The sequence below is a fragment of the Microbacterium luteolum genome, assembly GCF_039533965.1.
GTDB classification, from domain to species: domain Bacteria; phylum Actinomycetota; class Actinomycetes; order Actinomycetales; family Microbacteriaceae; genus Microbacterium; species Microbacterium luteolum.
The window spans coordinates 2,345,983-2,372,538 of sequence record NZ_BAAAUN010000001.1; the positions used below are offsets into that span (position 1 = coordinate 2,345,983).

The 26,556-nt window shown below is 66.8% G+C and carries 25 protein-coding genes and 1 pseudogene; 9 read left to right on the forward strand and 17 right to left on the reverse strand.

Features of this window, described 5'->3' with window-relative positions; genetic code table 11:
- Position 1 precedes the first annotated feature (1 nt).
- From ABD648_RS11275 to ABD648_RS11315, 9 genes are all read right to left on the reverse strand, one after another.
- A complete protein-coding gene (locus tag ABD648_RS11275) occupies positions 2-910 on the reverse strand; it encodes a dihydrodipicolinate synthase family protein (protein ID WP_282215050.1) in 909 nt (302 codons plus the stop codon).
- An 87-nt stretch (positions 911-997) separates the two neighbouring features.
- A complete protein-coding gene (locus ABD648_RS11280; protein ID WP_282215051.1) occupies positions 998-3,781 on the reverse strand; it encodes a beta-L-arabinofuranosidase domain-containing protein in 2,784 nt (927 codons plus the stop codon).
- Positions 3,778-5,235 (reverse strand): aminopeptidase P family protein, encoded by a 1,458-nt coding sequence (locus ABD648_RS11285; RefSeq protein ID WP_282215052.1) that lies wholly within the window; start codon positions 5,233-5,235, stop codon positions 3,778-3,780. The genes ABD648_RS11280 and ABD648_RS11285 overlap by 4 nt, the downstream gene beginning before the upstream one ends.
- On the reverse strand, positions 5,232-6,539 hold the full coding sequence (locus ABD648_RS11290; RefSeq protein WP_282215053.1) for an alpha/beta fold hydrolase: 1,308 nt from the start codon (positions 6,537-6,539) through the stop codon (positions 5,232-5,234). Before ABD648_RS11290 ends, ABD648_RS11285 begins: the two co-directional genes overlap by 4 nt.
- Positions 6,536-7,429: an ATP-binding cassette domain-containing protein gene (locus ABD648_RS11295; RefSeq protein ID WP_282215054.1), complete on the reverse strand. Its 894-nt coding sequence runs from the start codon at positions 7,427-7,429 to the stop codon at positions 6,536-6,538. Before ABD648_RS11295 ends, ABD648_RS11290 begins: the two co-directional genes overlap by 4 nt.
- Positions 7,426-8,310, reverse strand: coding sequence for an ABC transporter ATP-binding protein (locus tag ABD648_RS11300; RefSeq protein WP_282215055.1), 885 nt, complete (start codon positions 8,308-8,310; stop codon positions 7,426-7,428). The genes ABD648_RS11295 and ABD648_RS11300 overlap by 4 nt, the downstream gene beginning before the upstream one ends.
- Before the next feature lie 8 nt (positions 8,311-8,318).
- On the reverse strand, positions 8,319-9,317 hold the full coding sequence (locus ABD648_RS11305; protein WP_282215056.1) for an ABC transporter permease: 999 nt from the start codon (positions 9,315-9,317) through the stop codon (positions 8,319-8,321).
- Positions 9,314-10,294, reverse strand: coding sequence for an ABC transporter permease (locus ABD648_RS11310; protein ID WP_282215057.1), 981 nt, complete (start codon positions 10,292-10,294; stop codon positions 9,314-9,316). The genes ABD648_RS11305 and ABD648_RS11310 overlap by 4 nt, the downstream gene beginning before the upstream one ends.
- Positions 10,295-10,296: 2 nt before the next feature.
- Positions 10,297-11,997 carry an ABC transporter substrate-binding protein gene (locus ABD648_RS11315; protein WP_282215058.1) on the reverse strand — a complete coding sequence of 567 codons (1,701 nt, stop codon included), beginning with the start codon at positions 11,995-11,997 and terminating at the stop codon, positions 10,297-10,299.
- Positions 11,998-12,262: 265 nt separating this feature from the next.
- On the opposite strand from ABD648_RS11315, the pseudogene ABD648_RS11320 reads away from it, so the two are divergent.
- Positions 12,263-12,818, forward strand: a pseudogene (locus ABD648_RS11320) (dihydrofolate reductase family protein).
- 165 nt (positions 12,819-12,983) lie between these two features.
- On the opposite strand, the gene ABD648_RS11325 reads toward ABD648_RS11320, so the two are convergent.
- Complete coding sequence (locus ABD648_RS11325) at positions 12,984-13,913, reverse strand: NADP-dependent oxidoreductase (RefSeq protein ID WP_282215059.1); 930 nt, start codon at positions 13,911-13,913, stop codon at positions 12,984-12,986.
- A 90-nt stretch (positions 13,914-14,003) separates the two neighbouring features.
- Between ABD648_RS11325 and ABD648_RS11330 the strand changes: the two genes are divergently transcribed.
- The 4 genes from ABD648_RS11330 (at position 14,004) to ABD648_RS11345 (ending at position 16,701) form a co-directional block, all read left to right on the forward strand.
- A complete protein-coding gene (locus ABD648_RS11330) occupies positions 14,004-14,561 on the forward strand; it encodes a MarR family winged helix-turn-helix transcriptional regulator (protein WP_282215060.1) in 558 nt (185 codons plus the stop codon).
- Between the two features lie 73 nt (positions 14,562-14,634).
- The gene (locus tag ABD648_RS11335) at positions 14,635-15,297 is read left to right on the forward strand and encodes a stage II sporulation protein M (protein ID WP_282215061.1); all 663 of its coding nucleotides are present in this window, start codon (positions 14,635-14,637) and stop codon (positions 15,295-15,297) included.
- A 13-nt stretch (positions 15,298-15,310) separates the two neighbouring features.
- Entirely contained in the window at positions 15,311-15,991 is a 681-nt protein-coding gene (locus tag ABD648_RS11340) for a hypothetical protein (RefSeq protein ID WP_282215062.1), read from the forward strand.
- A 140-nt stretch (positions 15,992-16,131) separates the two neighbouring features.
- On the forward strand, positions 16,132-16,701 hold the full coding sequence (locus ABD648_RS11345) for a dihydrofolate reductase family protein (protein WP_282215063.1): 570 nt from the start codon (positions 16,132-16,134) through the stop codon (positions 16,699-16,701).
- Between the two features lie 174 nt (positions 16,702-16,875).
- On the opposite strand, the gene ABD648_RS11350 is transcribed toward ABD648_RS11345, so the two are convergent.
- The 3 genes from ABD648_RS11350 to ABD648_RS11360 all read right to left on the reverse strand — a co-directional run bounded on the left by ABD648_RS11350 (position 16,876) and on the right by ABD648_RS11360 (position 18,650).
- Entirely contained in the window at positions 16,876-17,472 is a 597-nt protein-coding gene (locus ABD648_RS11350) for an HAD family hydrolase (protein WP_282215064.1), read from the reverse strand.
- 3 nt (positions 17,473-17,475) lie between these two features.
- Complete coding sequence (locus tag ABD648_RS11355) at positions 17,476-17,985, reverse strand: hypothetical protein (RefSeq protein WP_282215065.1); 510 nt, start codon at positions 17,983-17,985, stop codon at positions 17,476-17,478.
- Positions 17,986-18,140: 155 nt separating this feature from the next.
- Positions 18,141-18,650 carry a hypothetical protein gene (locus ABD648_RS11360; RefSeq protein ID WP_282215066.1) on the reverse strand — a complete coding sequence of 170 codons (510 nt, stop codon included), beginning with the start codon at positions 18,648-18,650 and terminating at the stop codon, positions 18,141-18,143.
- A gap of 135 nt (positions 18,651-18,785) precedes the next feature.
- Here ABD648_RS11360 and ABD648_RS11365 point away from each other — a divergent pair, with 135 nt between their 5' ends.
- Positions 18,786-18,971: a hypothetical protein gene (locus ABD648_RS11365; protein WP_282215067.1), complete on the forward strand. Its 186-nt coding sequence runs from the start codon at positions 18,786-18,788 to the stop codon at positions 18,969-18,971.
- Positions 18,972-19,214: 243 nt separating this feature from the next.
- Here ABD648_RS11365 and ABD648_RS11370 read toward each other — a convergent pair whose 3' ends face one another.
- Positions 19,215-20,129 (reverse strand): DUF2510 domain-containing protein, encoded by a 915-nt coding sequence (locus ABD648_RS11370; RefSeq protein WP_282215068.1) that lies wholly within the window; start codon positions 20,127-20,129, stop codon positions 19,215-19,217.
- Between the two features lie 272 nt (positions 20,130-20,401).
- Between ABD648_RS11370 and ABD648_RS11375 the strand changes: the two genes are divergently transcribed.
- The 3 genes from ABD648_RS11375 (at position 20,402) to ABD648_RS11385 (ending at position 24,153) form a co-directional block, all read left to right on the forward strand.
- Positions 20,402-21,904 carry a SulP family inorganic anion transporter gene (locus tag ABD648_RS11375; RefSeq protein WP_282215069.1) on the forward strand — a complete coding sequence of 501 codons (1,503 nt, stop codon included), beginning with the start codon at positions 20,402-20,404 and terminating at the stop codon, positions 21,902-21,904.
- 369 nt (positions 21,905-22,273) lie between these two features.
- On the forward strand, positions 22,274-23,518 hold the full coding sequence (locus ABD648_RS11380; protein ID WP_282215070.1) for an AAA family ATPase: 1,245 nt from the start codon (positions 22,274-22,276) through the stop codon (positions 23,516-23,518).
- Between the two features lie 134 nt (positions 23,519-23,652).
- Entirely contained in the window at positions 23,653-24,153 is a 501-nt protein-coding gene (locus ABD648_RS11385) for an HNH endonuclease (protein WP_282215071.1), read from the forward strand.
- A 340-nt stretch (positions 24,154-24,493) separates the two neighbouring features.
- Here the strand turns inward: ABD648_RS11385 and ABD648_RS11390 are convergent, their stop codons facing one another.
- Genes ABD648_RS11390 through ABD648_RS11400 form a run of 3 tightly spaced genes read right to left on the reverse strand, consistent with a single transcriptional unit; the run spans position 24,494 to position 26,534 of the window.
- Positions 24,494-24,937, reverse strand: a complete 444-nt coding sequence (locus tag ABD648_RS11390) for a very short patch repair endonuclease (protein WP_282215072.1) — start codon at positions 24,935-24,937, stop codon at positions 24,494-24,496.
- 26 nt (positions 24,938-24,963) lie between these two features.
- A complete protein-coding gene (locus ABD648_RS11395) occupies positions 24,964-25,704 on the reverse strand; it encodes a DUF6339 family protein (RefSeq protein ID WP_282215073.1) in 741 nt (246 codons plus the stop codon).
- A gap of 2 nt (positions 25,705-25,706) precedes the next feature.
- The gene (locus tag ABD648_RS11400; protein ID WP_282215074.1) at positions 25,707-26,534 is read right to left on the reverse strand and encodes a hypothetical protein; all 828 of its coding nucleotides are present in this window, start codon (positions 26,532-26,534) and stop codon (positions 25,707-25,709) included.
- Positions 26,535-26,556 lie beyond the last annotated feature (22 nt).

Here is a 26,556-nt window from a genome sequence, read left to right on the forward strand (position 1 = left end):
ATCAGCGGTAGCCCTTGGCCAGGACGGCCTCGGTGTCGGAGATGATACGCGTGCGGACCTCGTCCGGCAGCGGCAGGCGCGGCGGACGCGTCGTGATGCCGGCGGGTGCGACGCCGGCGACCTCCTGCGAGAGCTTGATCGCCTGGACGAACCAGGTCTTCGAGTCCCAGCGGAGCAGGGCGTGCAGGTCGCGGTACATCTCGTGAGCCTTGGCCCAGCTGGCCGGGTCGCCCGACGTCGCCAGGTTGTAGAGCTCGACGGTGGATGCCGGGATCGCGTTCGGGTATCCGGCGACCCAGCCGATGGCGCCGTTGATGCCGAGTTCCAGCACGACGTCGTCGGAGCCGATCGAGATGTCGAGGCCGGGGGCGAGCTCGCGGATCTCGTACGCGTTGCGCACGTCGCCGGAGAACTCCTTGACCGAGACGATGAGGTCCTCGTCGAACAGCTGCGCGAGCAGCGCGGGACGCAGGTCGATCTTGGTGTCGATCGGGTTGTTGTACGCGAGGATCGGCAGGCCGACCGCGGCGACGCGGCGGTAGTGGTCGATGATCTCGGCATCGCTCGCGCGGTAGGCGTTGGGCGGCAGCAGCATGACGGCCGGTGCGCCGTGCTCGGCGGCGTGCTCGGTGAGACGCACGCTCTCCATGGCACCGTAGGCGCCGACACCGGGGATCACGGCGACGCCCTCGGGGGCGGCCTCGACGGCGGTGAGGTACACGCGCTTGCGCTCCTCGTCCGTCAGCGTCTGGTACTCGCCGAGGGAGCCGTTGGGAATGATGCCCGTCACGCCGTTGTCGGTGGTGAACCGGATGTGCTCGGCGTACGCGTCGTAGTTGACGGAGAAGTCCGGGTTGATCGGCAGAGTGGTCGCGAGGTTGACGCCGTGCCACGGCTTCTTTTCAGTCATGGATCAGAACTCCTGTGGTTTCGTTTGAGTACAATTGCAATGCTAGTGGGCGGGACAAGCTTCTGTCCATGGGCGTCTTCCCGCCGGTCACGAGATCTCGTCGCGCGGCGGCAGGACCAGTATCTGCCTGGCCTCCTCGTTGCCGGCGCGGTCGGTGGCCGCGAACTGGATGACCTGCTCCTCATCCGACAGGGCTCGCACGAACGCCTCCTGGAACGTGGCCCAGAACGTGCCGGGACCTTCCCACTGGATGCGCTCGACGCTCGACACCTCGTCGGTGGCGGTGAACGTGATCTCGACGCTCGAGCCCAGTCGCCGCAGGGTGGCCCGCGACACCGGAGCCTCGACATCGACGGCGAAGTCGCGGGACGCGTGGCCGGTGGCTCCGGACGCATCGGTCGCGCGCGCCCTGACCTGGTGCGCTCCGTCGCCCGGCAGCGGGAACGGCCCGTCGTACGGCATCCACTCCCCCTCGCCCAGCGCCACCTCGACGCTCAACCCGCCGACGCCGGCCAGGTCTTCGGCATCCACCCGGATCGTCGGGATCTCGGTGTACCAGCCCGAGGGCGCAGGGAGGATCGCGGTCGTGATCGCGACGGACGGCGCCGTGGGGGCGTCGGCGAGAGATCTCGGCACCGACCATTCGGTGAGACGGATGCCGTCGGCATCCGCCTCCTCACTCCAGGTCAGGTCCGCGGCATCCGTCTCGACGAGCGTTCCCCGCGTCCGGACGCCCGTGCCGTCGACATCGGCGGATGCCGCCGCCTCGAGCACCTGGACGAGCTCGCTCTGCGCGAGCAGTCCTCCGCGGCGTGCGGCGCCCGCCGCCTCGCCGACCCGGTCGAGGAATGCGGCGCGTGTCGCGGGAGCGGGGTCGCGCCAGACATCGTCGAGGAGCGAGCCGCCGTCCTGTCGGACGCGCAGCGGCACGGCCGTCTCGGCGCCGACGAAGCCGACCGTCGCCCCGGCATCCCGCACGTACATGTGGTACCGGGCGTCGCGACCGGTCCAGACCGGTTCAAACGGCACGCCGGCGATGCGCACGGCCCCGTCGGCGCGCAGCGCATCCCCCACGGCATCCACGGCATCCGTCGAATCGGCGTCGTCCGGACGCAGCGAGCCGTCCACGCGCCGGCGTTGCGCGAGCGCCAGGTCGAGTGCCGTCGTGGCGTCCGATCGGGCGACCAGCAGCGACGGCCCGTACTCGATCGACTGCAGCGCCCGGTCGTCGGGCGTCGGAAGAGCACGCAGGGCGAGCGGCGTCTCGATGTGGATCACGTCGCCCGATGACCACGGGCGGGCCACGACCAGATAGCCGTCCTCGATCGAGGCGGTGAAGGCGTCGCCGCCGATGCGGAGCACGGGGTCGCCCACGATCCACTCCGGCACGCGGATCCGCAGCGTCAGCGGCGTCCCGTCGACGAAGCCCTCGCCGCCGTCGATCCGCAGCTCGGTGGTGCCGCCGAAGGGCAGGGTCGTCTGCAGCCGCACGGTCGCGTGCTGCTCCTGCCAGTCCAGGGTCGACGGCACGAAGAGGTTGACCCAGAGCTCGGCGTCGGCATCCGCCGTGCGGAAGAACACGGTGTCCTGGTACTTGACGTGGTTCTCGAGGCCGGTGCCGCCGCAGCAGGTGCCGATGTTGTCCCACTCGGCCAGCGCCCCGGGGTGCACCGGGAACATGTAGGCGACCTCGGGGCTCGTGTCCGAGTCGACGTCGCGGCGGGAGGCGAGGATGTGATTCAGCACTCCGCGCTCGTAGTACGCCATGAAGCGCGGATCCCGGGTGTGCGCGAACAGGAGCCGCGCGAGCTTGAGCAGGTTGTACGTGGCGCAGGTCTCGGCGTTCCGGTGGCCGATGTCGCCGGCGACCGCGCCGGGAGGACCCCACAGCTCGCTCTCGCCGGTGCCGCCGTGGGCGAACATGCGGCCGGGGACGATCTGATCCCACAGTCCGAGGACGGCGTCGAGGTAGCGGCTCTCGCCGGTCAGCTCGTACTCGTGGAGGTAGCCGATCAGCTGGGGCAGGTGCTGGTTGGCGTGCATGTCGGTGAGCACGTCGCGTCGCTCGGCACCGGCCTCGAGCAGGTCGTCCTGATCGAAGAGGCGCGCGACCTCGAGGAACAGCGGCTCGTCGGCGACCACGCTCAGGCGGGCCATCGTCTCGTTCATGCCGCCGTACTCGCCGGCGATGTACAGGGACCACATGCGCTGGATGCGGGCGTGCTCGAGGCGGGTCAGCCGGTGCGCGACCCAGTGGCCCATCGCGACGGCGATGTCGCGCGCCTCGTCGTTGCCGACGAGCTCGTAGGCGTCGAGCAGCCCGGCCATGATCTTGTGGGTCGTGTAGTACGGCGCCCAGATCTCGCCGTAGGGCGCGTAGTCCTCGAGGCGCGAGAACTGCCACTCGCCGTAGGCGGCGAGGAAGCCGGGGTGCGAGTAGCGTCCGGTCGCGGCCAACGCGCGCTGCACCTCGCCGAGACCCGAGACGAACTCGTCGACCTTCGCGCGCAGCGCCTCGTCCTGCTCGCCCGCGGAGGCGAGGGAGAGCATCGAGAGGAAGTGGCCGGCGTAGTGCCCGCGCAGCAGGTTGGCCGTCTGCGCGTTCTCGCGGCCGGGGTAGTCGGCCTCGCCCCATGCCTCTTCCCGAGGGTGGCCGAAGTCCTCCCAGTTGCCGGGAGCGGCGGCGCCACGCGTGTCGAGGCCCGCGTTCGCCCGGAAGACGGCGAGCAGCCGATCGACCGGGTAGACGCGGGCGAGGTGCAGCATCTGCTCGCGGGCTCGCGCGAAGACGCTGTCGTCGCCGAGGCGCACCCGATCCAGGGGGAACGGACGCAGAGCGGGGGCGATGCGGATGCCGGTGGCCGCCGTCATCGCGTGGCCCCCTGTTCCGGCGACCACTGCGCGCGGGTCCACTGCTCGATGCCCGCGGCGTCGATCGGGAGGGCTCCCGAGAGCACCTCGGACCCGGTCGCGGTGACCAGGATGTCGTCTTCCAACCGCACGCCGATGCCCCGCAGCTCGGGCGGGAGGGTGAGGTCGTGCGCATGGAAGTACAGTCCGGGCTCGACCGTCATCACGACGCCGGGCTCGAGGTCGGCGCCCATGTAGTCCTCGTAGTGCGCCTGGCTGCAGTCGTGCACGTCGAGGCCGAGGTGGTGGCCGATTCCGCACGCGAGGTAGCGGCGGTGCTGCTGGCCCCGCGGCGACAGCGCCTCATCGACCGACACCGGAAGCAGGCCCCAGTCGTGCAGCCCCTGCGCCACGACCTGCATCGAGGCGAAGTGGAAGTCGAGGTAGGCGGTGCCGGGGCGGATCTGGTCGAGGCCCGCGCGGTGCGCACGCTCGACGAGGTCGTGCACCTCGCGCTGCGCCGCGCTGAAGGTGCCCTGCGCCGGCACGGTGCGCGTCACATCGGCCGTGTAGAGCGAGCGTGCTTCCACGCCCATGTCGAGCAGGAGGGCCTGGTCGGGATGGATCGGGCCGTCGCAGCGGACCCAGTGCAGGATCGGGGCGTGCGCCCCGGAGCCGACGATCGTCGAGTAGCCGGGGCCGTTGCCGTGCGTGCGCGCGTGGCGGTCGAAGGTGCCCTGCAGCCAGCGCTCGCCGAGACCCTCGGCGATGGCGCGCGGGATCTCGCCCACGACGGCCGCGAAGCCCGACACGGTCGCGTCGATGGCCTCGCGCAGCTGCCCGATCTCCCAGTCGTCCTTCACCATGCGCAGCCGGGAGAGCGTGCGCTCGAGGTCGGCCGACACCTCCGCGCCGTGCGCGACGGCCAGGGCGGCGGCGGCGCGGGCAGCGAGTGCGCCGCGGAGGTCGGCGGCGCGGGCGTCGAGCGCCTCGATCGGCTCTACCGCGACCTGCAGCGCCTCGGCCCACTCGGCGAGTCCGGCGGAGGGGCCGACCCAGAGCTCGCCGTGCAGGGCGTTGCTGAAGAAGCCGTCGTCGCCGGGGCGGAACGGTGCCGGCAGGTACAGCACGGCGTCGTGTCCGCCGGGGCGCGCCCACATCACGAGGGTTGCGCCCTCGGCCTGGCATCCGGTCGCCCAGACGAAGCTGCTGTCGGCACGGAAGAGATATGACGCGTCGTCGTTGCGCACCGGGGCGATGCCCGAGCTCAGGACGAGCGTCTGCCCCGGCAGCGCCGCGCTCAACCGCTCACGATGCGCGGCGGCGGCCGCCGCGGTGCCGGCGGGGAGGTCGGGGCGGGTCGGGACGTCCTGCCACCCCTCGGCGATGAACGCGCGGAAGGCGGGGATCTCGGCCAGCTTCGGGTAGCGGGTTCCCGCATACGGCGGGCGTGCTCCGGTCGTCGTGTCGCTCATGCGCGCTCTCCTCCACGGTCTCGGACGAGTTCTCGCAGGCGCGTCAGCGTGCGGCCCGATCCGATCCCGTCATGCTCGTATTCGTTGGTCACCCAGTACTGGGATTCTCCGACGCCCTTCAGCGTCGCCAGCTGCAGTGCCGCATCGACGTACATGTCGTCGAAGTAGACGACCGCCGCGACCGGCACCTCGTTGCGGGCGAGGGCCGCCCGGTCGTACAGCGGCGCCCAGTCGGTCTTGGCGGCGAGCGCGTCGACGGCGGTGCGGAAGCCGCGGAGCAGCCGGACCTCGTCGAACATCCACGGGAACGCCATCTCCCCGGTGAACAGCAGCGGTCGACGGGTCTCGTCGAACTCCGGCCGCCGGTCGCGTTCGGCCTGCGCGGCCCACGCGGTCGCGCCGCTCTCCTGGTCGCCGTAGATCGACTCCTGCAGCGTCCAGAACAGCGGGTTGCCGGCGCTCGAGGAGAGCGCCATGACGTCCTGCAGGAAAGCCTCCGAGAGCCGGTCAGGGCGGATGAACGCCTTCTCGATCAGCCAGTGCAGGCGCTCGAAGCCGGGCTTCATGCCGAAGTCGATGCCGAGGGCCTGGAAGCGGTGCACCGTCAGCAGGTCGCCGTCGGGCAGGCGCACGTCGCCCTCCGCCAGCCGGTCGGCGATGCGCGCGACGGCGGCCTCGTCGTCGGGGAAGCGGCGGAAGAACTCGGCCGTCTTCGTCGCGACGCGGTCGAACGTGCGGCGGTACACCTCGCTCGCCCGCGGCGGGATGCCGGGCACGCCACCGCACACGTAGCTCGCCGTCAGGCCGTCGGGCGCGAACGACAGGTAGGTCATGGTGATCCAGCCGCCGAAGCTCTGCGCCAGGGTCGCCCAGCGCCGCCCGTCGTACAGAGTCGTGCGCACATGCTCCAGGTCGCGCACGATCGAGTCGGCGCGGAAGCAGGCGAGGTAGTCGCCCCCCGCGTCCCCGCGTTCTGCGACGATCGCGGCATCCACCGGCGTGCTGAGGCCGGTTCCGCGCTGGTCGACGAGCACGACGCGGTAGTCGCGCAGCGCCTCGCCGATCCAGCCGTCACGGGCCAGCGGGCGCGGGTTGGCGCCGCCGGGGCCGCCCTGCAGGTAGGTGAGCAGCGGGCGATCGGCGTCGTCGTGCTCGGGGTCGACGAGCTCGCGCACGAACAGCTCGATCGTCTCGCCGCCGGTCGCATCCTCGTCGGTGGCGGTCCAGTCCAGCGGGACGGTCGTGCGGTATTCGCGAACGCGGATGCCGGGGAGCATGTGCTGCGCCGTGGCGGTGCGGGTCATTCGGCTGCCTCCGTGGTCTCGGCCGCGGTGGCGGCATCCGCTTCCCGACCGGCTCGCGCCGCCTCGGCCTTCTTGCGCCGGCGATCCCACTCCGGGTTGATGCGCGGCACGGCCTGCAGCAGCGTCTTCGTGTACTCGTGCTCCGGGCGCTCGAAGACCTCGTCGCGCGGACCCGTCTCGACGATGGCTCCCTGCGACATGACGGCCACCCTCGTCGCGATCTGACGCACCACGGCCAGGTCGTGCGCGATGAAGAGGTAGCCGAAGCCCTCGTCGGCCTGCAGGTCGCGCAGCAGGTTGATGACCTGGGCCTGCACCGAGACGTCGAGGGCTGAGACCGCCTCGTCGCAGATGATCAGCTTCGGGCCGACGGCGAGCGCCCTCGCGATGCCGATGCGCTGGGCCTGTCCGCCGGAGAACTGCGAGGCGTAGCGCTCGGAGTGCAGCGGGTTCAGCCCCACGCGCTCCATGAGCTCGCGGGTGAACGCGCGCGCACCGCCGGGGATCTTCCGCCCCTGGTAGACCAGCGGCGCGGTGACGAGCCGCTCGACCGTGTGCTTGGGGTTCAGCGACGAGTACGGGTCCTGGAAGATGACCTGCACCGCGGCGCGGAAGTCGCGCAGCGCCGCCCCCTTCGCGTGCGTGACGTCGGTGCCCTCGAACTCCAGCGTGCCGCTGGTGGGATCCATCAGGCGTGCGACCAGTCGGGCGGTCGTCGACTTGCCGGAGCCCGACTCGCCGACGACGGCCAGCGTTTCGCCCCGATGCACCTCGAGCGAGACGTCGTCGACGGCTCGGAAGGGCTTCGCCCGCCCGAGGAGCCCGGAGGACCCGCTGGAGAACTCCTTGACCAGATTCGTACCGCGGAACAGCGGCGCCTGCGTGCTCATCGAGCGCTCCTCCCGTTGTCCGGAACCGTGATCTCGGTCGTGCGCAGCACGCCGATCGCGTCGTCGATGCGCGGCACCGCGTCGAGCAGCCGACGGGTGTAGTCGGCCTGCGGGTCGCTGAACACCTGCTCCACGGCACCGCGTTCGACGGTCTCGCCCGCGCGCATCACGACGATCTGGTCGGTCACCTCGCTGACGACGGCGAGGTCATGCGTGATGAGGATGAGGCCGGCGCCGGTCTCGGTGCGGATCTCATCGAGCAGGTCGAGGATCTGCGCCTGCACGGTCACGTCGAGGGCCGTGGTCGGCTCGTCGGCGATGATCAGGTCGGGCTCCATGCTCAGCGCCATGGCGATCATGATGCGCTGGCGCATGCCGCCGGAGAACTGATGCGGGTAGTGGTCGACGCGGCGGGCGGCGTCGCGGATGTGCACCCGCTCCATCGCCTCGATCGCGACAGCCCGCGCCTGCTTGCGCGAGACGCCGCTGCGGTGCGAGAGATACGCCTCGGCGATCTGGGTGCCGACCTTGTAGTACGGGTTCAGCGAAGACAGCGGGTCCTGGAAGATCATCGCGATGCGGTCGCCGCGCACGCGGCGCTTCTCGCGTTCCGACATCCCGATCAGCTCCGCGCCGTCGAACCGCACCGACCCGGTGGCCGTTCCGCCCTTGGGCAGGAGGCCGAGGATCGCCAGGCTCGTCATCGACTTGCCCGATCCGGATTCGCCGACGATGCCGAGCGCGCCGCCGCGGGGCACGTCGAACTCGAGGTTCTTCACCACGCTGGTCGGCCCCTGCGCGGTGCGGAACGAGACGGTGAGGTCGCGCACCGACAGCAGCGGGCCGCTGCCTTCGCCACTCACGGCGCCTGGCGTGCTCACGGATTCGCTCATGCGGATGCCCCCGTCCTGACGCGCGGATCGATCGCGGTGTACAGCAGGTCGACGACCATGTTGCCGATGATCACGAAGAACGCCGACAGCAGGGTGACGGCCATGATGACGGGCTGGTCGTTCGCGGTGATGGAGTCGGCGGTGAGCTTGCCGACGCCGTTGAGGCCGAAGACCGTCTCGGTGATGACCGCGCCGCCGAGGAGTCCGGCGACGTCCATGCCGAAGATCGTGACGATCGGCGTGAGGGCCGGACGCAGGGCGTGCCGGCGCCATACCAGGCCGGGCTGCAGCCCCTTCGCCCGCGCCGTGCGCACGAAGTTCTCCTGCAGGGTGTCGATCACGTTCGCGCGGGTGAGGCGCGTGTACACCGCCGCGTAGCCGACGGCCAGGACGACCCACGGGAGGATGAAGTTGAGGAACCACTGACCGGGGTCGTCCGCGAACTTCACGGCCTGCGGGAAGGGGAGCCAGCCGAGCGCGACCACGAAGATGAACTGCAGCGCGAGCGCCAGCACGTAGTTCGGGATCGACATGGAGCCGAGGGTGAGTCCGGCGAAGAACCGGTCGAGGAACTTCCCCTCCTTCACCGCGCTGAGCACACCCGCCACGACGCCGCCGAGAAGCCAGAGCACGGCCGCGCCGATCGCGATGGTCGCCGTGATGGGCAGGCGCTGCACGATCATGTCGCCGACGAGCTGGCTGGTCTGGAACGAGTAGCCGAGGCACGGGGCCGCGCACTCGACGGCTGCTCCGGCGACCGTGAAGGTGCGTCCGGTGAAGAGGCCGCCGACGTAGCCCCAGAACTGGGTCCAGAACGGCTGGTCGAGCCCGAGGTTGAGACGGATCTGCTCGATGCGCTCTGGTGTGCAGTTCTTGCCGCAGATCTGCACGGCAGGATCGGCCGAGAGCAGGAAGAAGATCGCGTAGGTGAACAGCGTCACCAGGAACAGCACGACGAGCATGCCGAGCAGGCGTGAGCCGACGATGCGGATCATGAGCGGGCCTCCCCACTGGTGGCGATGGTGCGGATGCGGTCGCCGAGGGTCGTGAACGAGAGCACCAGGAGGAAGAGGAACGCGCCGGGGATCACGAAGTACATCGGGTCGACGGCGTACCAGGGGGTCGCCGCGGCGATCATCTGCCCCCAGCTCGGGGTGGGGGGCACGACGCCGACGCCGAGGAACGAGAGTCCGGCCTCGGTGCCGATGTAGCCGGGGACGGCGAGGGTCGCCATCACGATGATCGTGGACTGCAGGTTCGGCAGGATCTCGCGGAAGATGATCCGGCGGCTCGATGCACCCGACGCCTTCGCGGCTTCGACGAACTCGCGTTCCTTGAGCGAGAGGGTCTGCGACCGCACGATGCGGGCGAGGTACGGCCAGCCGAACAGCGAGATGACGACCACGAGCAGGAAGACGCGGTTGTCGGCGGGCAGGGCCGACAGGATCGCGATCATGAAGATGAGGGCGGGGAACGCCATCAGGAACTCCATGACGCGCGAGATGACGAGGTCGACGAGTCCGCCGAAGTAGCCGGCGAGCAGCCCCATCACCACGCCGATGACGGTGGTGAGGAGAGTCGCCGACAAGGCGACCGTCATCGAGACCCGCGCACCGTAGGCGATGCGGGCGAAGATGTCGCGGCCACTGCCGGGCTCGACGCCGAACCAGTGCTCGGCGCTGATGCCGCCGAACGGACCGATCGGGATGGCGCCGAGGTTGGGGTCGATCGCCGCCTGATCGAACTCGTAGGGGCCCCATCCGCTCAGCATCGTCAGCAGCGGCGCGAAGATCGCCATCAGGATGATGAGCAGGATGTAGGCGCTGGAGAGCATGGCGCCCCAGTCGGTCAGGAAGGCTCTCAGCAGCCGCCGGCCAGAGGCCGGGGGCGACTCCAGGGTCTCGTGGAGACTGGAGTCACCCGCCGGCGTGGCTTCGGCTTCGGCTTCGAGCGATGTCGAGCTGAAGGTCATGCTCAGCCCTTCGCGGGGTCCTTGAGACCGATGATCGTCAGGTCCGTCAGGTTGGTGCTCGGGTAGTAGCCGGCGATGTTCTCACCGGGCAGGAAGATCCCCTTGCTGAACACGAGCGGCGCGATGGGCGACAAGCCCATGATCTGCTCGTCGAGGTCGCCCCACGCGGTCTTGGCCTCGTCGACGTCGGTCATCGCGGTGATCTCGTCGATGCGGTCGTTGATGGCCGGGTCGTTGATCTGGGCGAGGTTGGAGTTGCCCTTCTCGAAGATGTTCCGGCCGTCGAACAGCGGCGGGATGATCGTGCTGGCGCTCGACGCCCAGTCCGGGCACCATCCGGTGATCGCGGCGTCGTTCTGCTGCGCGGGCGTGCCGATCGTCTCGTAGTAGATCGAGGTGTCGATCACGTTGAGGTTCACGGTGATGCCGAGGGGCTCGAGAGCCTGCTGGATGGCCTCGGCCCGCCCCTGCATGAGCGGCTGCGAACGGATGTCGAGGGTGAACTCGAAGCCGTCGGAGAGACCGGCCTCGTCGAGCAGCTCCTGCGCCTTCTCGGTGTCACCCTTGTCGCCCTCGGTCTCCCACAGGTTGAAGTCCTTGAAGCTGCTGACCACCGGCGGGATGATCGAGAACGCCGGGTCGGCGAGCTGCGTGCCGCCGCTCGCGTTGACCAGTGCCGAACGGTCGATCGCCCAGTTGACGGCGTTGCGCACGTTGACGTCGTCGAACGGCGCCTTGGTGGTGTTCATCGACATGTAGGTCGTGCAGAAGGCATCCGCCGTGATCGCGCGGTCCTTCAGCTGCGGGGTCTGCAGACGCGGCAGGGTCGCGGCGCTCACGGTGCCCGAGATGGCGTTCTTGTCGTCGCTCTGACCGGCGATCATGCGCTCGTCGATCGTCGCGGCGTCGATGCCGATCTCGAACTCCCAGTTGTCGGGGTACGCCTTGCGCACGTCATCCGTCGCCTCGTCCCAGAACTCGTTGCGCTCGAGCGTGATCGAGCTGCCGGGGGTGTACTCGGCGAGCGTGTACGGGCCCGAGGCGATGATGTCCTTGATGAACTCGTCGCCGGCTCCGGTGCCCTCGGGGAACGGCACCGCGTTGGGCTGCGCGAGCACGTTGTCGAAATCGGGGAACGGCTTCTTGAGGTGGAAGACGATCGTCTTGTCGTCGGGCGTCTCGATCGTGGGCAGGTCGCCCGAGACGTACGGGCCCTGGTAGCCCTCGGGGGCGTCGATGACCTGACGCAGGTAGGGCGAGCCGATGCCGACCTGGGGGTCCCACGAGCGCGAGATGCCGAACTTCATCGCCTGCGACGTGATGGGGGTGCCGTCGTCGAAGAAGATGTCGTCCTTGAGCGTGTAGGTCCAGGTGAGGCCGTCTTCCGAGGCCTCGCCGAGCGATTCGGCGAGGTCGGGGACGATGGCGTTCGGGTCTTTCGCGTCACCGGCGGCCTGCATGGTGAGGCCGCGGTAGATGAGGCGGTAGAAGGCGTTGACGCCGCCGTCGAAACCGCGGGACGGGTCGAGGTAGGAGAAGTCGGCGTTCTGCAGCATGTGCACCGTGCCGCCGGTCTTCGGGGTGCCGCCGGTGCCGGCCTGCGACGGGTCGGACTCTCCTCCACCGGCGGAACAGCCGGTGATGAACAGAGCGGATGCGGTGGCCGCGGCGATGAACCCGGCGAGCCTCTTCGATGTGGTCACGAGACCAGACCTTTCTGTCGTTAGCGCCATTGCGAATGGTTTCCATAGAACCCCATGACAGTGCAATGTACAACTGTACTGGTGGATCTTTCCTACCGCAGCTTCGCCGTATCCGCCGATCTCGTAACACGATCGTCATTCGGCTGATGAGGGTTTCGGGGGCTGGTTTTTGCCGTCCACCAGGCGTTGTCGACATGGGGTGGGCTGCGCCGGGGCGGTCTGCCACTTTCCAGGAGACGCGTGCGCATCGAGGGAGAGCGACGAGATGAGATCACTCCGATACGGGATCAATGTGACGCTTGACGGGTGCGTCCACCACGAAGCGGGGCTGCCACCCGACGAGGAGTTCATGCGCTTCTGGACCGCCGAGATCGAGCAGTCGGATGCCGAGATCTACGGCCGCGTGACCTATCAGATGATGGAGTCGGCCTGGCGCCGGCCGGCGGCATGTGGTCCGACTGGATGGGCGAGTCGGCGATCCCCTTCGCCGAGGCCATAGACCGGACGAGGAAGTACGTCGTGTCGATCACTCTCACCGAGGTCGATTGGAACGCCGAGCTGCTGCAGGGCGACGTGGGCGATGCTGTTCGGACGTGAAGCAGGAGCCGGGCGGGGAGCTGTCCGTGGATGGCGTGACGCTTCCCCTGGCCCTGGCGGATCTCCGCCTGATCGACGAGTACCTGTTCGTGGTGCATCCGGTCGTCGCCGGGCGCGGGCCGACGCTGCTCGCCGGGTTGCGCGAGCGTCTCGAACTCGAGCTGGTGGAGCGGCAGGAGTTCCGGTCGGGCGTGGTCGCGCACCGGTACCGGCAGCGGGCGTGAGCTAGCCCTCGCGCGCGCTCACCTCCGGTCGTTGAGCGAGCGCAGCGAGACGAAACGCCTTCCCACACCCCGCAAGGCAAAGCGCGCTCCACAAGGACGGATGCCGACAAACCGACCTTGCGAAGCGCACTTCACCTTCCGGGGCACACACCCCGACGGGCCTGATCACGGAATGACGATGACCTTGCCCGCGATCCGCCCCGCGGCCGCCTCCGCGTGCAGCGCCGGAAGCTCCTCGAGGGGGATGCGCCGCGTGACCTCGAGGTGGAGGGCCCCGCTGTCGACCAGCGACACGAGCTCGGCGAGCTTCTCGGCATCGCTGCGGACGAAGACGACGACCGACCGCACATTCCGCTCGGCGTCGTCGGGTGCGGGCATCCAGGCGGTGGTGCTGACCACGACTCCCCCGTCGCGGACCAGCCGCACGAGCGCGGTGAACTCGTCCGGTTCGATCGGTGCGAGGTTGAGGAGCATGTCGACCGGCTCGGAGACCGCGTCGAGCACACCGGTCTCGGTGTGGTCGATGATCTCGTCGGCTCCGGCTGCGCGGACGGCATCCGCACTCAGGGGGCTCGCAGTGGCGATGACGTAGGCGCCTGCGCGCTTGGCCAGGGCGATCGCGTACTTGCCGACGACGCCACCGGCGCCGACGATGAGCACGCGCTGTCCGGCCTGGAGGTCTCCGTCGTCGAAGAGCGCCTGGCGCGCGGTGAGGGCGACGGAGGGGAGTGCTGCGGCATCCGCCAGCGGCACCGAGGTCGGCGCTGCGACGAGCGCCTCGGCCGGGGCGACGACGTACTCCGCCGCGCCGCCGTCTTCGGCCATCGGCAGGAAGCCGATCACGGCGTCGCCCACCGCGAAGCCGTCGACGCCCTCGCCGATCGCGTCGATCGTGCCCGAGACGTCGTACCCCGGCACGTGCGGGAGCACGATCGGGATGGGCAGGAATCCCGCGCGCATGCCGTTGTCGGCGGCGCTGAAAGCGGATGCTGCGACGCGCAGCCGCACCTGCCCCGCACCCGGGACGGGCTGCTCGATGTCGCCGTACTGGAGCACCTCGGGTCCGCCCACTTCGTGGAACCGTACTGCCTTCATGATTTTTCCCTTTCGTCAGTGCTTCGAATTCGAAGCAATATGGAGACGATAGCACTGCTTCGAATTCGAAGCAACACATATACTGGGTGCATGAGCACACAACCCCCTCGGCTCTCTGCCACGGAGCTCGCGGCCTACTTCGCGTTCACCGAGGTGAGCAGCCTGCTGCGGCACGCGGTCGAGAAGCAGCTGAAGGATGTCGGGCAGCTCAGTTACGTGCAGTTCCAGCTGCTGGCGCGGCTCGGCGATGCGCCCGGCGGCAGTCAGCGGATGACGGATCTCGCCGACGGCGTCGTCTACAGCCGCAGCGGGCTGACGTACCAGGCGCAGTCGCTCGAGGAGCGCGGTCTGGTCACGCGTGCCCCGTCACCCGAGGATGAGCGGAGTACGATCGTCGCGATCACGGCCGCGGGCCGCGAGGTGCTGGCCAAGGTGTTCCCGGGGCACATCGAGGCCGTGAAGAGCCTGCTGTTCGAGTCACTGACGGATGCCGACGTCGAGGCGCTCGCGCGGATGATGACGCAGGTCAGCGGACACCTGCGGGCGAATCCCCCGCGCTCCGCCGGCCGGCGCAAGGCCCCGACCTCGGCACCCGCGAGCCCGAGTGCGTCGAGGGCGTCGAGTGCGCGAGGCTCTGTCACGGATTGAGGTGACACCGGTCACCCATTCTCATGACACGGGGACACTGTGCACGCCATCGACGATGGAGTGCGATGGAAGGATGTCCACTCAGCAGATCTCCATCGCTCATCCCGAGCCCGTCCGCTTCTGGCGCAGGCCCTTCCGGGTCGTGCGCGAGAACATGCGCGTCTACCTCATCCTCAACGCTGCTGCCTATGGGCTCGCGCTCCTCGGCTTCGCGATCGGGATCATCTTCCCCGATCTCGTCGCCGCCCGAGCCGCAGGGCTGGAGGAGGACGGGACGGGCGAGCTCGTGCGCTGGCTCGTCAATACGCCTCCGCTGTTCGCGCTGACGATCCTCGGCGTGAACCTGTTCCGCCTCAGCGCTCTGACCATCGTGCTGCCGTCGCTGATCGTGCCGTTCGCTGGGCTCGCGTTCTTCGGGTACTGGTCCTTGACCACGGGGATCACTCTCGTCCCGACCTCGGACACGGGTTGGGTCGCGCTCATCCCGCACTCGCTGACGTTCCTCATCGAACTGCAGGCCTACGTGCTGTTCCTGCTGGGAGCGTTCCTGGTCGGCAAGTACTGGCTCTTCCCGCGCACGGCGGGGGCAGAGAACCGGCGCCAGGGTTACCTGCGGGGCCTCCGTCAGCTGGGCCTGCTCGCACTCCCGGCGCTCGTGCTGCTCATCATCGGAGCCCTCTGGGAGGCGTATTCGCTGCGCTACCTGGTGCATCCGCTCGCGCAGCTGCTGCTCTGAGAGGAGCAGCTCCATGTTCGATGAAGACGATGCCGATGCGCTCGGCATGCTCGGCGATGCCGACGACGGCGCGATGCCCCGCCGCCAGAAGCGCGGAGACGGGCGTCCGCTCGAACCTTTCCGCTGGTGGCATCTGGTGTCAGGTCGAAAGCTGTTCTCGTTGGCAGTGCCGCGGCCGGGCGCGCCGGATCTGATCTATGCGGTGGATGTGCGGTCCCATGAGGACGGCGACCCTCGCGCCTACCTCTATCGCGACGGGGCGCAGGCCGTCGTGTCGAGGCTGCCGGCGAAGTTCGCCGTCGAAGGCGGCGTGGTCCAGGTGGCGGCGGGCTCGTACGGTCTCCGGCGGATGCACTACGTCACGCCCGACCGATCCGAGCGCCGACTCACGCCGCATCCGAGGTCGGCGGTCGGCCGCCGTCTGCGACTCGAGCAGACGCATCCGGTGGCGAGCCGGTGGATCGCCGCCACCGCGATCGTCGTCCTGATCATCGGTGTGGGAGTGAATGTCCCGCAACTGGTGCAGGTGATCTCCGAGATCCCACCGATCGCGGAACGCTTCGGAACATTCGTCTCGCCCATCCATCTCCCCCTGTGGCTCAACATCGCCCTCGGCACCGGTGCGGCGCTGGCCAGCATGGAGCGCGGCCTCCGCCTCCGCTATCACTGGACGCTCGACGGCCTCGGCAACTGAGCGATCGGCGACCCGGTCGTTGAGCGACACTTCGACTCGCTCCGCTCGCTCAGTGCGGGTCTTCAGCGAGACGAAACGCTCGCGATCAGCATCTGGTACCGTCCGGGAGAGTCCGCTGCGCATCGAAGGAGAGCGACGAGATGAGACCACTGCGGTATGCGATCAACGTCACGCTCGACGGCAGCGTCCATCACGAGGCGGGGCTCACTCCCGATGAGGAGTTCATGGACTTCTGGACCGCCGAGATGGATCGGTCCGATGCCGAGATCTACGGCCGGGTGACCTACGAGATGATGGAGTCCGCCTGGCGGCGGCCGGCGGATGGCGTCTGGCCCGACTGGATGGACGAGTCGGAGGTCCGCTTCGCCGAGCGCATCGACCGGGCGAAGAAGTACGTCGTATCGAGCAGCCTCACGGCGGTGGACTGGAATGCCGAGCTGGTCGAGGGCGACCTGGAGGCGGCGATCCGCACGCTGAAGCAGGAACCGGGCAAGGGTCTCTCCGTGGGCGGCGTGACGCTCACCCTCGCGCTTGCCGATCTCGGCCTGATCGACGAGTACACGTTCGCCGTGCATCCGGTGCTCGCCGGAAGCGGCCCGAGACTCTTCGACGGGCTGCGCGAGAGGATCGAGCTCGAGCTCGTGGAGCGCCAGGAGTTCCGGTCGGGCGTGGTCGTGCAGAGGTACCGACCGGTCGCCCTCGGTCGTTGAGCGCCCCCGCTACTTGGGTCGCTGAGCTTGTCGAAGCGCCCCCACGTGAGTCGCTGACCTCGACCCGTTGGGTCGCTGAGCTTGTCGAAGCGCCCCCACGTGCATCGCTGACCTCGCCCCGTTGGGTCGCTGAGCTTGTCGAAGCGTCCCCACCCCCGCGCCGCGAAACGCGCCTCAGACCCCGACCCCCGCCGCCCGCAGAGCAACACGAAGCGCGTCCGCCGACGTGAACCGATGCGTCGGCATCCCCAGCTCTTCCGCGCCAGCGAGCTTCGAGGCGGAGTCATCCGTGAAGAAGACCTCCGCGCCCGCGAGTCCGAGGGCGTCGAGCACGTGCTGGAACGCCCGGATGTCGGGCTTCGCCCAGCCGATCTCCGCGGAGTTGAAGATGGCGTCGAAGTGCGCGGTGAGGCCGAGCTCCGCGGCCTCGGCGGGGATCGTGTCGGTGCCGTTGGTGAGGATGGCGGTGCGGATGCCGGCGGCACGCAGTGCCTCCACGATGGCGAGCACGTCGGGGTCGGCCTCAGACGGCTGACACCCCCATTCCTCGGCCGCCGCCACCGAGCCGAGCGTGGCTCCGACGCGTTCAACCCACGTGCGGCGCGAGATCGCGCCGGTCGTCACCTGTGCGAGCAGATCCGGCTCGAAGGCGGCGTCCAGCACCGCGCCCGGCGAGAGGCCGTGCCGAGCCTCGATGTCGGCGGTGAAGTCCGCATCGAAATGGCGGACGACACCGTCGAGGTCGAACAGCACCGCGCGGATCGGGGTCATCAATCAGCGCGTCGTCATGCGAGTGATCTCGACGTCGATGATCGCGAACGGGAACGGGCTGACGAGCGACCAGGAGTCACTGTCGAAAGTCTCCAGAGAAACCAGGCGGAACCACACCTGCGAGACCACCGCGGCGACCAGGACGAGCACGACGACGAGGATCGCCGCGCGGTCGAGGATGCGCACGGCCGCAGTTTCGTCGGCCGCCCTCATGACCCGTCCGATCGCGAGCAGCACGATCAGCGCGATGCCGACGAAGACGAGGGGGTTGGGTCCGAGCTCGAGGTTCACGCAGCGCGGAGCTTCGTCGACCGCCTGTCCGGTTGCGTCGACGAACCCGCCGTCAGAGCTGACGCCACCGGGGCAGCCACCTCTGCTGCCGCGCGTGAAGGCGGGGAACAACAGCCCGGCGACGAACGCGACGATCAGCAGGCGCCGGATGCGTCCAATCACGGTCGCGCCGGGGAGAGCGTCGACAGCGGTGTTCGGCGGCGAGGCCTGGGGCAGCGTCACGGCGGTCTCCTTCGTCGGCGGTCTCTTCATCCTCGCGCAGCATCCGTCCGATAGGGAAGGGCGCGCGCGAACGTACGCGGTCCTGGGTGCGGTGTTCTTCCTGGTGTCGGCGGTGCGGCTGACGGTGGTACTGCGGAGGACGAGCGCGGCGTGAGCTAGCTGGGCGCGAGCAGCCCTTCTACGTCGCGAACCCAGGTGAGGTTCGAGCTGTCGCGGAACGACATCCCGACGATGCGACGCTTCCTCGACTTCGTGACAGGACGGATCTCATCGTCGAAGGAGCGCAGCCGTGACGCGAACTCCCACGCGTAGGCCTCGGTGCTCTCGCCGAGGTAGTAGGCCCCCGGCGGGAGGATCGTGAGCTGGATCGGACGCCGCTCGCTCTCGTACGCGTCGGTCACGCGCACTTCGACGTCGTAGATCGCCTGCTCGGAGGAGTTCACCACCACGACTCCGTAGGTCGTCTGCTCCTCCCCGATGCGGGACGCGACCCAGGCGAACACCTTGCTCGCCTGCGACTGCATCTCGCGCGCAGTCGCGGCTTCGTCTCGTTTCGCTTCAATGCCGAAGAGACGACCTGCGTGTTTCGCGCCGAGGACGGCCGCCAAGAGCGCCCCGATTGCGGTGAGAGCGGTGATGACGTCTGCGACGGATCCGAGCTGCATGCGGCCACTGTACGAACGGCATCCGGCTCCCCGTGGACGACAGGCGGGGGAAGCGCGGCGGCATATCGGTGTACTCCGGCGCAACCTGGTGTGTTCCGATTCGCGATGTCCTCTCCTCCGGCTACCTTCCCGGACATGACCGAACTGGAGCAATCACGAGGAGTCGCCGGGACCGAGGATGAGTGGAGCCTCGGCAGGTTTGTACACGACCAGACGGCGATCGTGTCCGTCGGGCTTTCCACAATCGTGGTCTTGACCACCGTCCTCATCCCGCAACCGCGGACGCCGAACGAGCTCGTCATCTGGCTGGGCCTCGGATGAGTTGAACGTCGAACAGACGTGTAAAAAATGCAGCGAATTCTTTACATGTCCAACCCACACGTCAAATCTCTTTCTAGATCGTGCTTGTTCGAGTCGTCGACCGGCGGACCGCTCCCGCCGCATCCGCTCTACGCTGGAAGATCTGCCTCAAGGTTGCCGCGTGACTGCTGCCACAGCCGACGAGGGATAGGACGACAGAGGCCCTGAACAGTTCTCACTGACCAGGGCCTCCGCATCCGCGGGTTACGGGTGGACGAAGAACTCGTCCGACAAGAAACCGGGGCTGACCCGAACGACGATCGTCTCGCCGTCGGGCACCAGGAATGCCTTGGAGCCGGTGACAGTCGCTCCGGTGAAGAGCTCTTCGAAGCCGAATTCGTCCGTGAGAACGACCAGCGAGTCATAGCTGTTCACTACGTTGCCGGCAGCGGTCACCACATCGACGGTCACTTCGGCGGAGGTGGCGGACTCAGCGCCCTTGTACGTGATCGTGTAGTTCACGATCTCGTAGTGAGAACCGGCCGGGGCGGCTTCGTTGAACTGGTTCGCCTCAGAGACGATGGCGTTGCCGTCGGGGTTGACCGAGTTGACCACGACGGACCAGTCGCTGTTGCTGACCTCGGAGCCGAGCGGATACGGATTCTCGCGCGTGCCCTGAGCGTCGTCGGCGGGCTCCGCCTCCTCGGCGGGGTCGCCTGCGTCGCCGGAGTCGCCGGGCTGGGTAACTGTCGTGTCACCGTTACCGAAAGCCTCGTCGACGGATGCAGCGACGACTCCAAGGAAGACGATCACACCGACGATGGTGCCGACGATGGAGAGCACCAGGCCGACGATGCCGAGCCACTTCTTGTCGCCCTTGAGGAAGAGCGAGACGATGCTCAGCACGAATGCGATCGGCAGCAGGATCCAGCCGACGATCAGGGCGCCGGGGATGCAGGCGAAGATGAACCCGACCGCGGCGACGATGGCCGCGACGAGGGCGAGGACGTTGAGCTTCTTCGGGCCACCGCCTGCGAAAGCGATCGGGGCGGCGGTCGTCGTGGGGGCCGAAGTGTGGACCTCGTCGGCGAAGGTCCCCCACCGCTGACCATCCCACCAGCGCTGACGGCCGGAGCCGTCGTCGTACCAGCCGGCGGGAGTGTCATTCGGTGTCGTCATGCGCTCATCCTGACAGAACGCTGTGAGCCGGAAGGCCGGCGTTGCTGGTTCGTTACGAGCGAAGCTTCGGAGTGCGGCATGGGGGTGCTCCTCTGCGCTATCGGCGCCGAGATGCTCGGCGCTCGCAGGGAAGGAGTCGCAGGCGGCGCCCCTGATACATCCGATTGGATGTAGCTACGGATACCCGTGGCTCACGTGACGCATGCCTCACGGCATCCGCTCTACGCTGGAACGTCTGCCTCATTCTCGGGGCGCCATCCCCTGGAGCTCCCATGTCTGCAACGACGGTCGACGATCGTGCCCGCTATCGGGCGAATCCCACGGTGCTTCAGGCGCTGAAGAATCCGCGGATGCTGACCCGCGAGGTCCTGGCCGGACTCGTCGTCGGGCTCGCGCTGATCCCTGAGGCGATCGCGTTCTCGGTGATCGCCGGGGTCGACCCGAAGGTGGGGCTGTTCTCGTCGTTCATCATGGCGGTGTCGATCGCGTTCCTCGGCGGGCGTCCGGCGATGGTGACCGCGGCGACCGGAGCTGTGGCGCTCGTGATCGCTCCGGTCGCGCCGACGTACGGACTGGACTACTTCATCGCGACGGTGATCCTCGCGGGGGTGTTCCAGGTGATCCTCGGGGTGCTCGGCGTCGCGAAGCTGATGCGATTCATCCCCCGGAGCGTCATGGTCGGGTTCGTGAACGCGCTGGCGATCTTCGTCTTCAGCTCGCAGTTCCCGCAGCTGATCGATGTGCCGTGGCTGGTGTATCCGCTGGTGGCGCTCGGGATCATCGTGATGATCGTGATGCCGAAGATCACCAAGATCGTGCCGGCTCCGCTCGTGTCGGTCGTGATCGTGACGGGCGTCGTGCTGGCGTTCGCGATCACCGTGCCGACCGTCGGCGATCAGGGCGAGCTGCCTCGGAGCCTTCCGTCGCTGTTCATCCCGAACGTGCCGCTGACATGGGAGACGTTCACGATCATCGCGCCGTTCGCACTCGGTGTCGCGGTGGTCGGACTGCTGGAGTCGCTGCTCACCGCGAAGCTCGTCGACGAGATCACCGACACGCACTCGCGCAAGGGTCGCGAAGCGTGGGCACAGGGAGTGTCGAACGTGCTGTCGGGCATCTTCGGCGGGATGGGCGGCTGCGCCGTGATCGGTCAGACGATGATCAACGTGAAGGCGTCCGGGGCGCGGACGCGCATCTCGACGTTCTGCGCCGGGGTGTTCCTGTTCCTGCTGGTGGTCGTGTTCGGGGACTTCGTCGGGACGATTCCGATGGCGGCGCTCGTGGCCGTGATGATCATGGTCGCGATCGGGGCGTTCGACTGGCACAGCGTGCGTCCTTCGACGTTGAGGCGGATGCCGAAGAGCGAGACCTTCGTGATGATCGCCACGGTGGTGCTGGTTCTGCTGACGCACAACCTGGCGGTCGGGGTGGTCGGTGGAGTGCTGGTCGCATCGGTGCTGTTCGTGCGGCGGGTGGCGCACTTCGTGACGGTTCGACGGGTGCTGGGGGAGGCCGGTGATTTGGTGACGTACGTCGTGGAGGGGGAGCTGTTCTTCGCCTCGAGCAATGATCTGACGACGTTGTTCTCGTACTCATCCGACCCTGGGTCTGTGGTGATTGATCTGTCGGGGTCGCATGTGTGGGATGCGTCGACCGTTGCCGCGCTGGATGCGATTGAGACGAAGTATGCGGCGTTGGGGAAGTCGGTGGAGATCGTCGGGATGAATGAGAGCAGTCAGCGGATGCGCGGGAGGCTGACGGGTGGGTTCGATTGAGGCCAAGCTGATGCTCGAGAACGTGGGCGGAGGCGAAAATCGAAGCGAGACGGGTCCTACAGGAACCGATTCAGGTGCGAAGGATGCTCGCTTCGATGGAGGTCTATCACCATGGAGCAGTCGGGCTGACGGCGAGTCTGTTCAGTCAATTGGGACACTCCTCAAGTTCGTGAGGCACTGCAAGGGGTGACGCTCCTGGCAGGTCATCGCGCCGCCGCAGACACTCCCGCCGTTCCGTTCCGGAGGCGCGAGAGATATCGTCTGAACTGGAGGCTGGCGCGGCACCTCGCGTATGTCCACACGGATCGCCAGCCTCGGAAGAATCCGGCACGTCAGGAGAGAGACATCGAAAACAACGCGCTCACTCATATGAGTATCTCCGACTGGCGCCAGTTTGGTGAAGTATCGATACGCTTTCATCCAAGGCTCACGACCATTACCGGCGCAAACGCTAGCGGCAAGAGCACGCTGATCGCGATCCTCGCAAGGCACTTCAGCTGGACGAGAATCTATTCCTCGTCGCCAGCTCGCGATAGCGACGCGACGCGATCATGGGCGAACCTCGGCCCACGCCGTATGAATCGATGGCTGGCGGAGGGCGGCCAGATTGCTCAAGTAGGAAGTCTGCAATATGCCGACGGCGGCTCAACTGCGATCCAAGTTCCAGTAACCGGCTCGTCCGAACGCCAGGGTTACGAGGTACAGCTCAGGACACCTCAAGACCTCGCGGGCGTGTTCATCAACTCTCATCGAACCCTGCGCGGCAATTATGTAGTTGTGCCATCTATTCCTACCGCTATGGGCAGTGCCGAGCAGATGCTCGAGCAATATACGACGGAGCTTCGCAACCAATGGATGGGCCAGTTCAGCAAACGCCCTTCGCAACTTGCGTTGAAGGAAGGATTAATCGCTGCGGCCCTTTTTGGCGGCTTTAACCTGTACGTCGACCGCAGTCCAGAAGCGACCAATATTTGGGAAGGCTTTCAGGCTGTACTTGCTAATCTGCTCCCGAAAGAACTAGGCTTCCGGCGACTCAACGTCCGCATGCCGGAGGTCGTTGTCGAGACGACCACCGGAGACTTTGTGCTCGACGAAGTCTCCGGCGGGCTCTCCGCTGTGATCGATATTGCATGGCAAATCTTTCTGAAATCTCGAGATCACAGGAACTTTGTAGTACTTCTTGATGAACCTGAAAACCATTTACACCCAAGCCTTCAGCGAGAGTTGCTCCCTGGTTTGCTTCACGCTTTCCCGCGCGCCCAATTCATCGTTGCGACTCATAGCCCTTTCGTAGTGACGGCGATCGCTGACTCCACCGTGTACGTGCTCGACCACGACGAGGATCGACGCATCACCGCGCGGAGACTCGACTATGTGAACATGTCCGCCAGCGCCGACGAGACGCTTACACGGGTTCTCGGGCTGCAGAGCACTCTACCGATTTGGGCGGAATCCCGTTATGAGGAGATCCTGGCCAAGCACATGACGGGTTCCTTAACCCTTGAGCAACTAACAGCACTTCGGGAGGACCTCAAAGCCAGCGGACTCGAAGGCGATTTTCCGGACGCTGTGTCGACTTTTATCGATGAGCAGAATGATCGAACCGCGCAGTGAGAAGTTTAACAAAGCACCCTGAGCCCGCGGTCCTGACACAGAAGGGAGCGGCTTGGTCCCAATCGTACGTTGCGGCATCGACCAAGGAAGAGCGAAAAAAGCGAGAAAAGTGGAGACACCCAGAGATTCGCGACGTGTTGGCCGCCGAGACCAAGGGCAAGTGCGCCTACTGCGAGAGCAAGATCAATAATGTCGCTTATCCACATGTAGAACATATAGTTCCTAAGATGAACAGACGTGACCTGGCGCACTCGTGGGAGAACCTCACCAGCGCCTGCCCAGTCTGCAATACCAACAAAGACACCTATTTTGATGAATCGACGCCGCTCCTCAACCCGTACGTCGATGAGATCGAGGCTCACATCAGCGCCAAGGGTCCTCTCATCGACTGGACGCTCGGAGACATTCGCGCGGAAGTAACTGTACGAAAAATTGATTTAAATCGGTGGGGGTTGCTGACGGCGCGAGCAAAACGCATCGAGAAGATACGGGAGATGTTGGAACGGTGGAATGCCAGCAGTTCTCCGCTACGCGAAATACTCGCCGGAGCGCTGATGCTCGATGCAACCGAAGGGGAGTACAGCCTCGCGACACTCGCCATGTTGCGGGAGCATGGATTTATCTCCGGCTCATGAGCGCTGGCGCGCGACATTTAAGACAAGCGCGAGCGATGTGCGCGCGCTTTCAACGGCCTACGTAGCTGGTCGAGGGTGCGATAGCAGCCGTCCAAGGCCGTTGGGACGGGCGCGCCTCGGGTATCGACCGCGCTGACACCCGAGAACGGCAAACTTCGCTCATGGGGGATCAGGCAGACTCTGTCGTTACCGTGCCCGATATGTGTGACGTGGGTTCGAAGCTGACGGAGCGATGGCGCGATCAAGGGAACAAGTGCTTTCGGAGTCGCGTCCGCTGTTGAATTGCGGTTGATCATCCCGACGCCAGATGCTCGGGTTGCCGCGGGCGCCGGCTACCTGCTCACGGTGTTTGGGCCGCGGAGGGGGCATCGGCTATCTGCGTCGCGACCTTGTTTGGATCCTCATGCTCCCAAAACCGCAGCACTTGCCACCCGAGAGACTCGAGCGCGTCATCCGTCGACCGATCGCGTTGCACGTTGCGCGCCAGTTTCGGAATCCAATACTCCGCATTGCTCTTCGGACGCGTTCCATGCTCGGGACATGAATGCCAGAAGCATCCATCGATGAACACGGCGACGCGCGCCCGAGTGAAGACCAAGTCAGCTCGAGTGCGCAACTCCGGCACGACTCGAAAGTCGACACGGTAGCGCAGGCCGGCAGCGTGGACGAGCTTTCGAACGGCGAGCTCGGGCGATGTATCTCGTCGGCGATTCGCTTGCATGGTCCGCCGCGACGCCTCACTCGATGCCCAGGAGTGCCTCACGATCGGCGAGCATACCCGCATTGGTTTCGACGCGCACGCACCGCTCTTCAGGTGGTGACTCGTCTCGAAGCATCGAAAAGCGCCACAATCATCTCTCGCAACTCGTCATCGGAAAGTGACCCTAGATCGGTCACCCTCGATTCGAACTGGACCGCCTTTAGTCCGTCGCGGACGATCTCGCGTCGTGGAAGTTCCTTCGGCGTCGAGGCGATCTGTTCGCTGACGACGCGCGCCAGCCGGTGGTCAGACGATAGGTTGCGGTCGATGAGCCCCACAAGATCATCCTCGAAAAGTTCGACCTCCGGATCGTTCAGCAGCGATCCCAAAACGACGGCGCGCAAGTAGGCCCGATAGAAGACATTCCGTCGACCAGCCAAGAAGCGATCCGCCGAGAGTCGACCCCCTCGATCGAGAGGAAATCTTCGCACAGCCAGATCGGGCAGTACCGCAATCGTCAGATAGGACCACATCCCCGGGTTTGCCGCCTGTCCGCGGAGATCGTCAGCGAACCACTGAGCGAGCCCTGCCCCCGCGAGCAGGTCGAACTTCCGATCGTGGTTGCGTTGGGCGGTAGACACTGTCGAGAGCTGAGCGTGCATCTCCTCGCGAAGTCTCGCCAACTCCGAGACGGAGACCTTGCCCGACCCCCCGATTCCGAAGTAGGCACGAGGATGGTGCGCGCCGTTCGTGAACCGCGGCGCTTCCCGCCCGATCGCGACGGCATCCTCGAGATCTGAAAAGGCTCGGCGCGCGTCCTCTGTCGAGAAGCGCGGATAGATCGCTCCCATCGTCAGCCCTCTTCTCGCATGAAATCACTGGCCTCGCGCGCACGCTCGATGAGTTGCATCGGGTCCTCACTTGCGAGACGCAGAGCGACCTCAAGATCAAAGCCCAGGATCGCGGATACATGAACGCAGAAGGCCGCGAACGAGGACACGTCCGATTCGGCCGATTCGGAGATCGAGGTCGACGAGTAACCGTCTCGGATAGCGGCAAGCTGGAACAGGGTCGCGGTGTAGATGTCGGTCTGTATCGATTGATAGACCCAGCGCTCCGCTGTCCCGTCAAGGATTCGTTCTGCGACAGGGAGGTCCGTGTTCACATAGAGCCGAACAGCCGACGTGAGTCCCCAACTTGGTTCGGCATCGTGAGAGACATCCACGCGCCAGGGGACGCGCCGCCTTCCGGTCTCCGCGAAGCTCACGGCCGAAGTGGGGAAGTCCTCGCCCAGTCTCTCAAACGGCACCTTTATGACTCTCGGCAGGCGCCAGAGCCTCGCCGATCGGTGAATGGCACGAGCGGGATCAGGATGCCCTGTTCGCCCGGTGCCGATCACCGCGACGTCGACCAGCGCTTCTACGGCTACAGCCGACCCGTCTACTTCGATGTCGACGTCCGCCGCCCACACGTCATTTACGCGGACGAAGTGGGCCGCCGCCCGCCATTTCGTCCTGGCGGCGAGACAGGTGATTGTACCGACGAGCGTCACCGACTCGTCTTGCGGAATCCCGCTCTCCTCCCAGAAGCCATCACCGAGTTGAGCGGAGACGCGCAGTACGAGATCCTGACCCGGCTCCCATACGTCGGGGAGCTCATCGATCTCGACAGCAGGTTGCACTGCTCGCACCTGCGCCGTCACA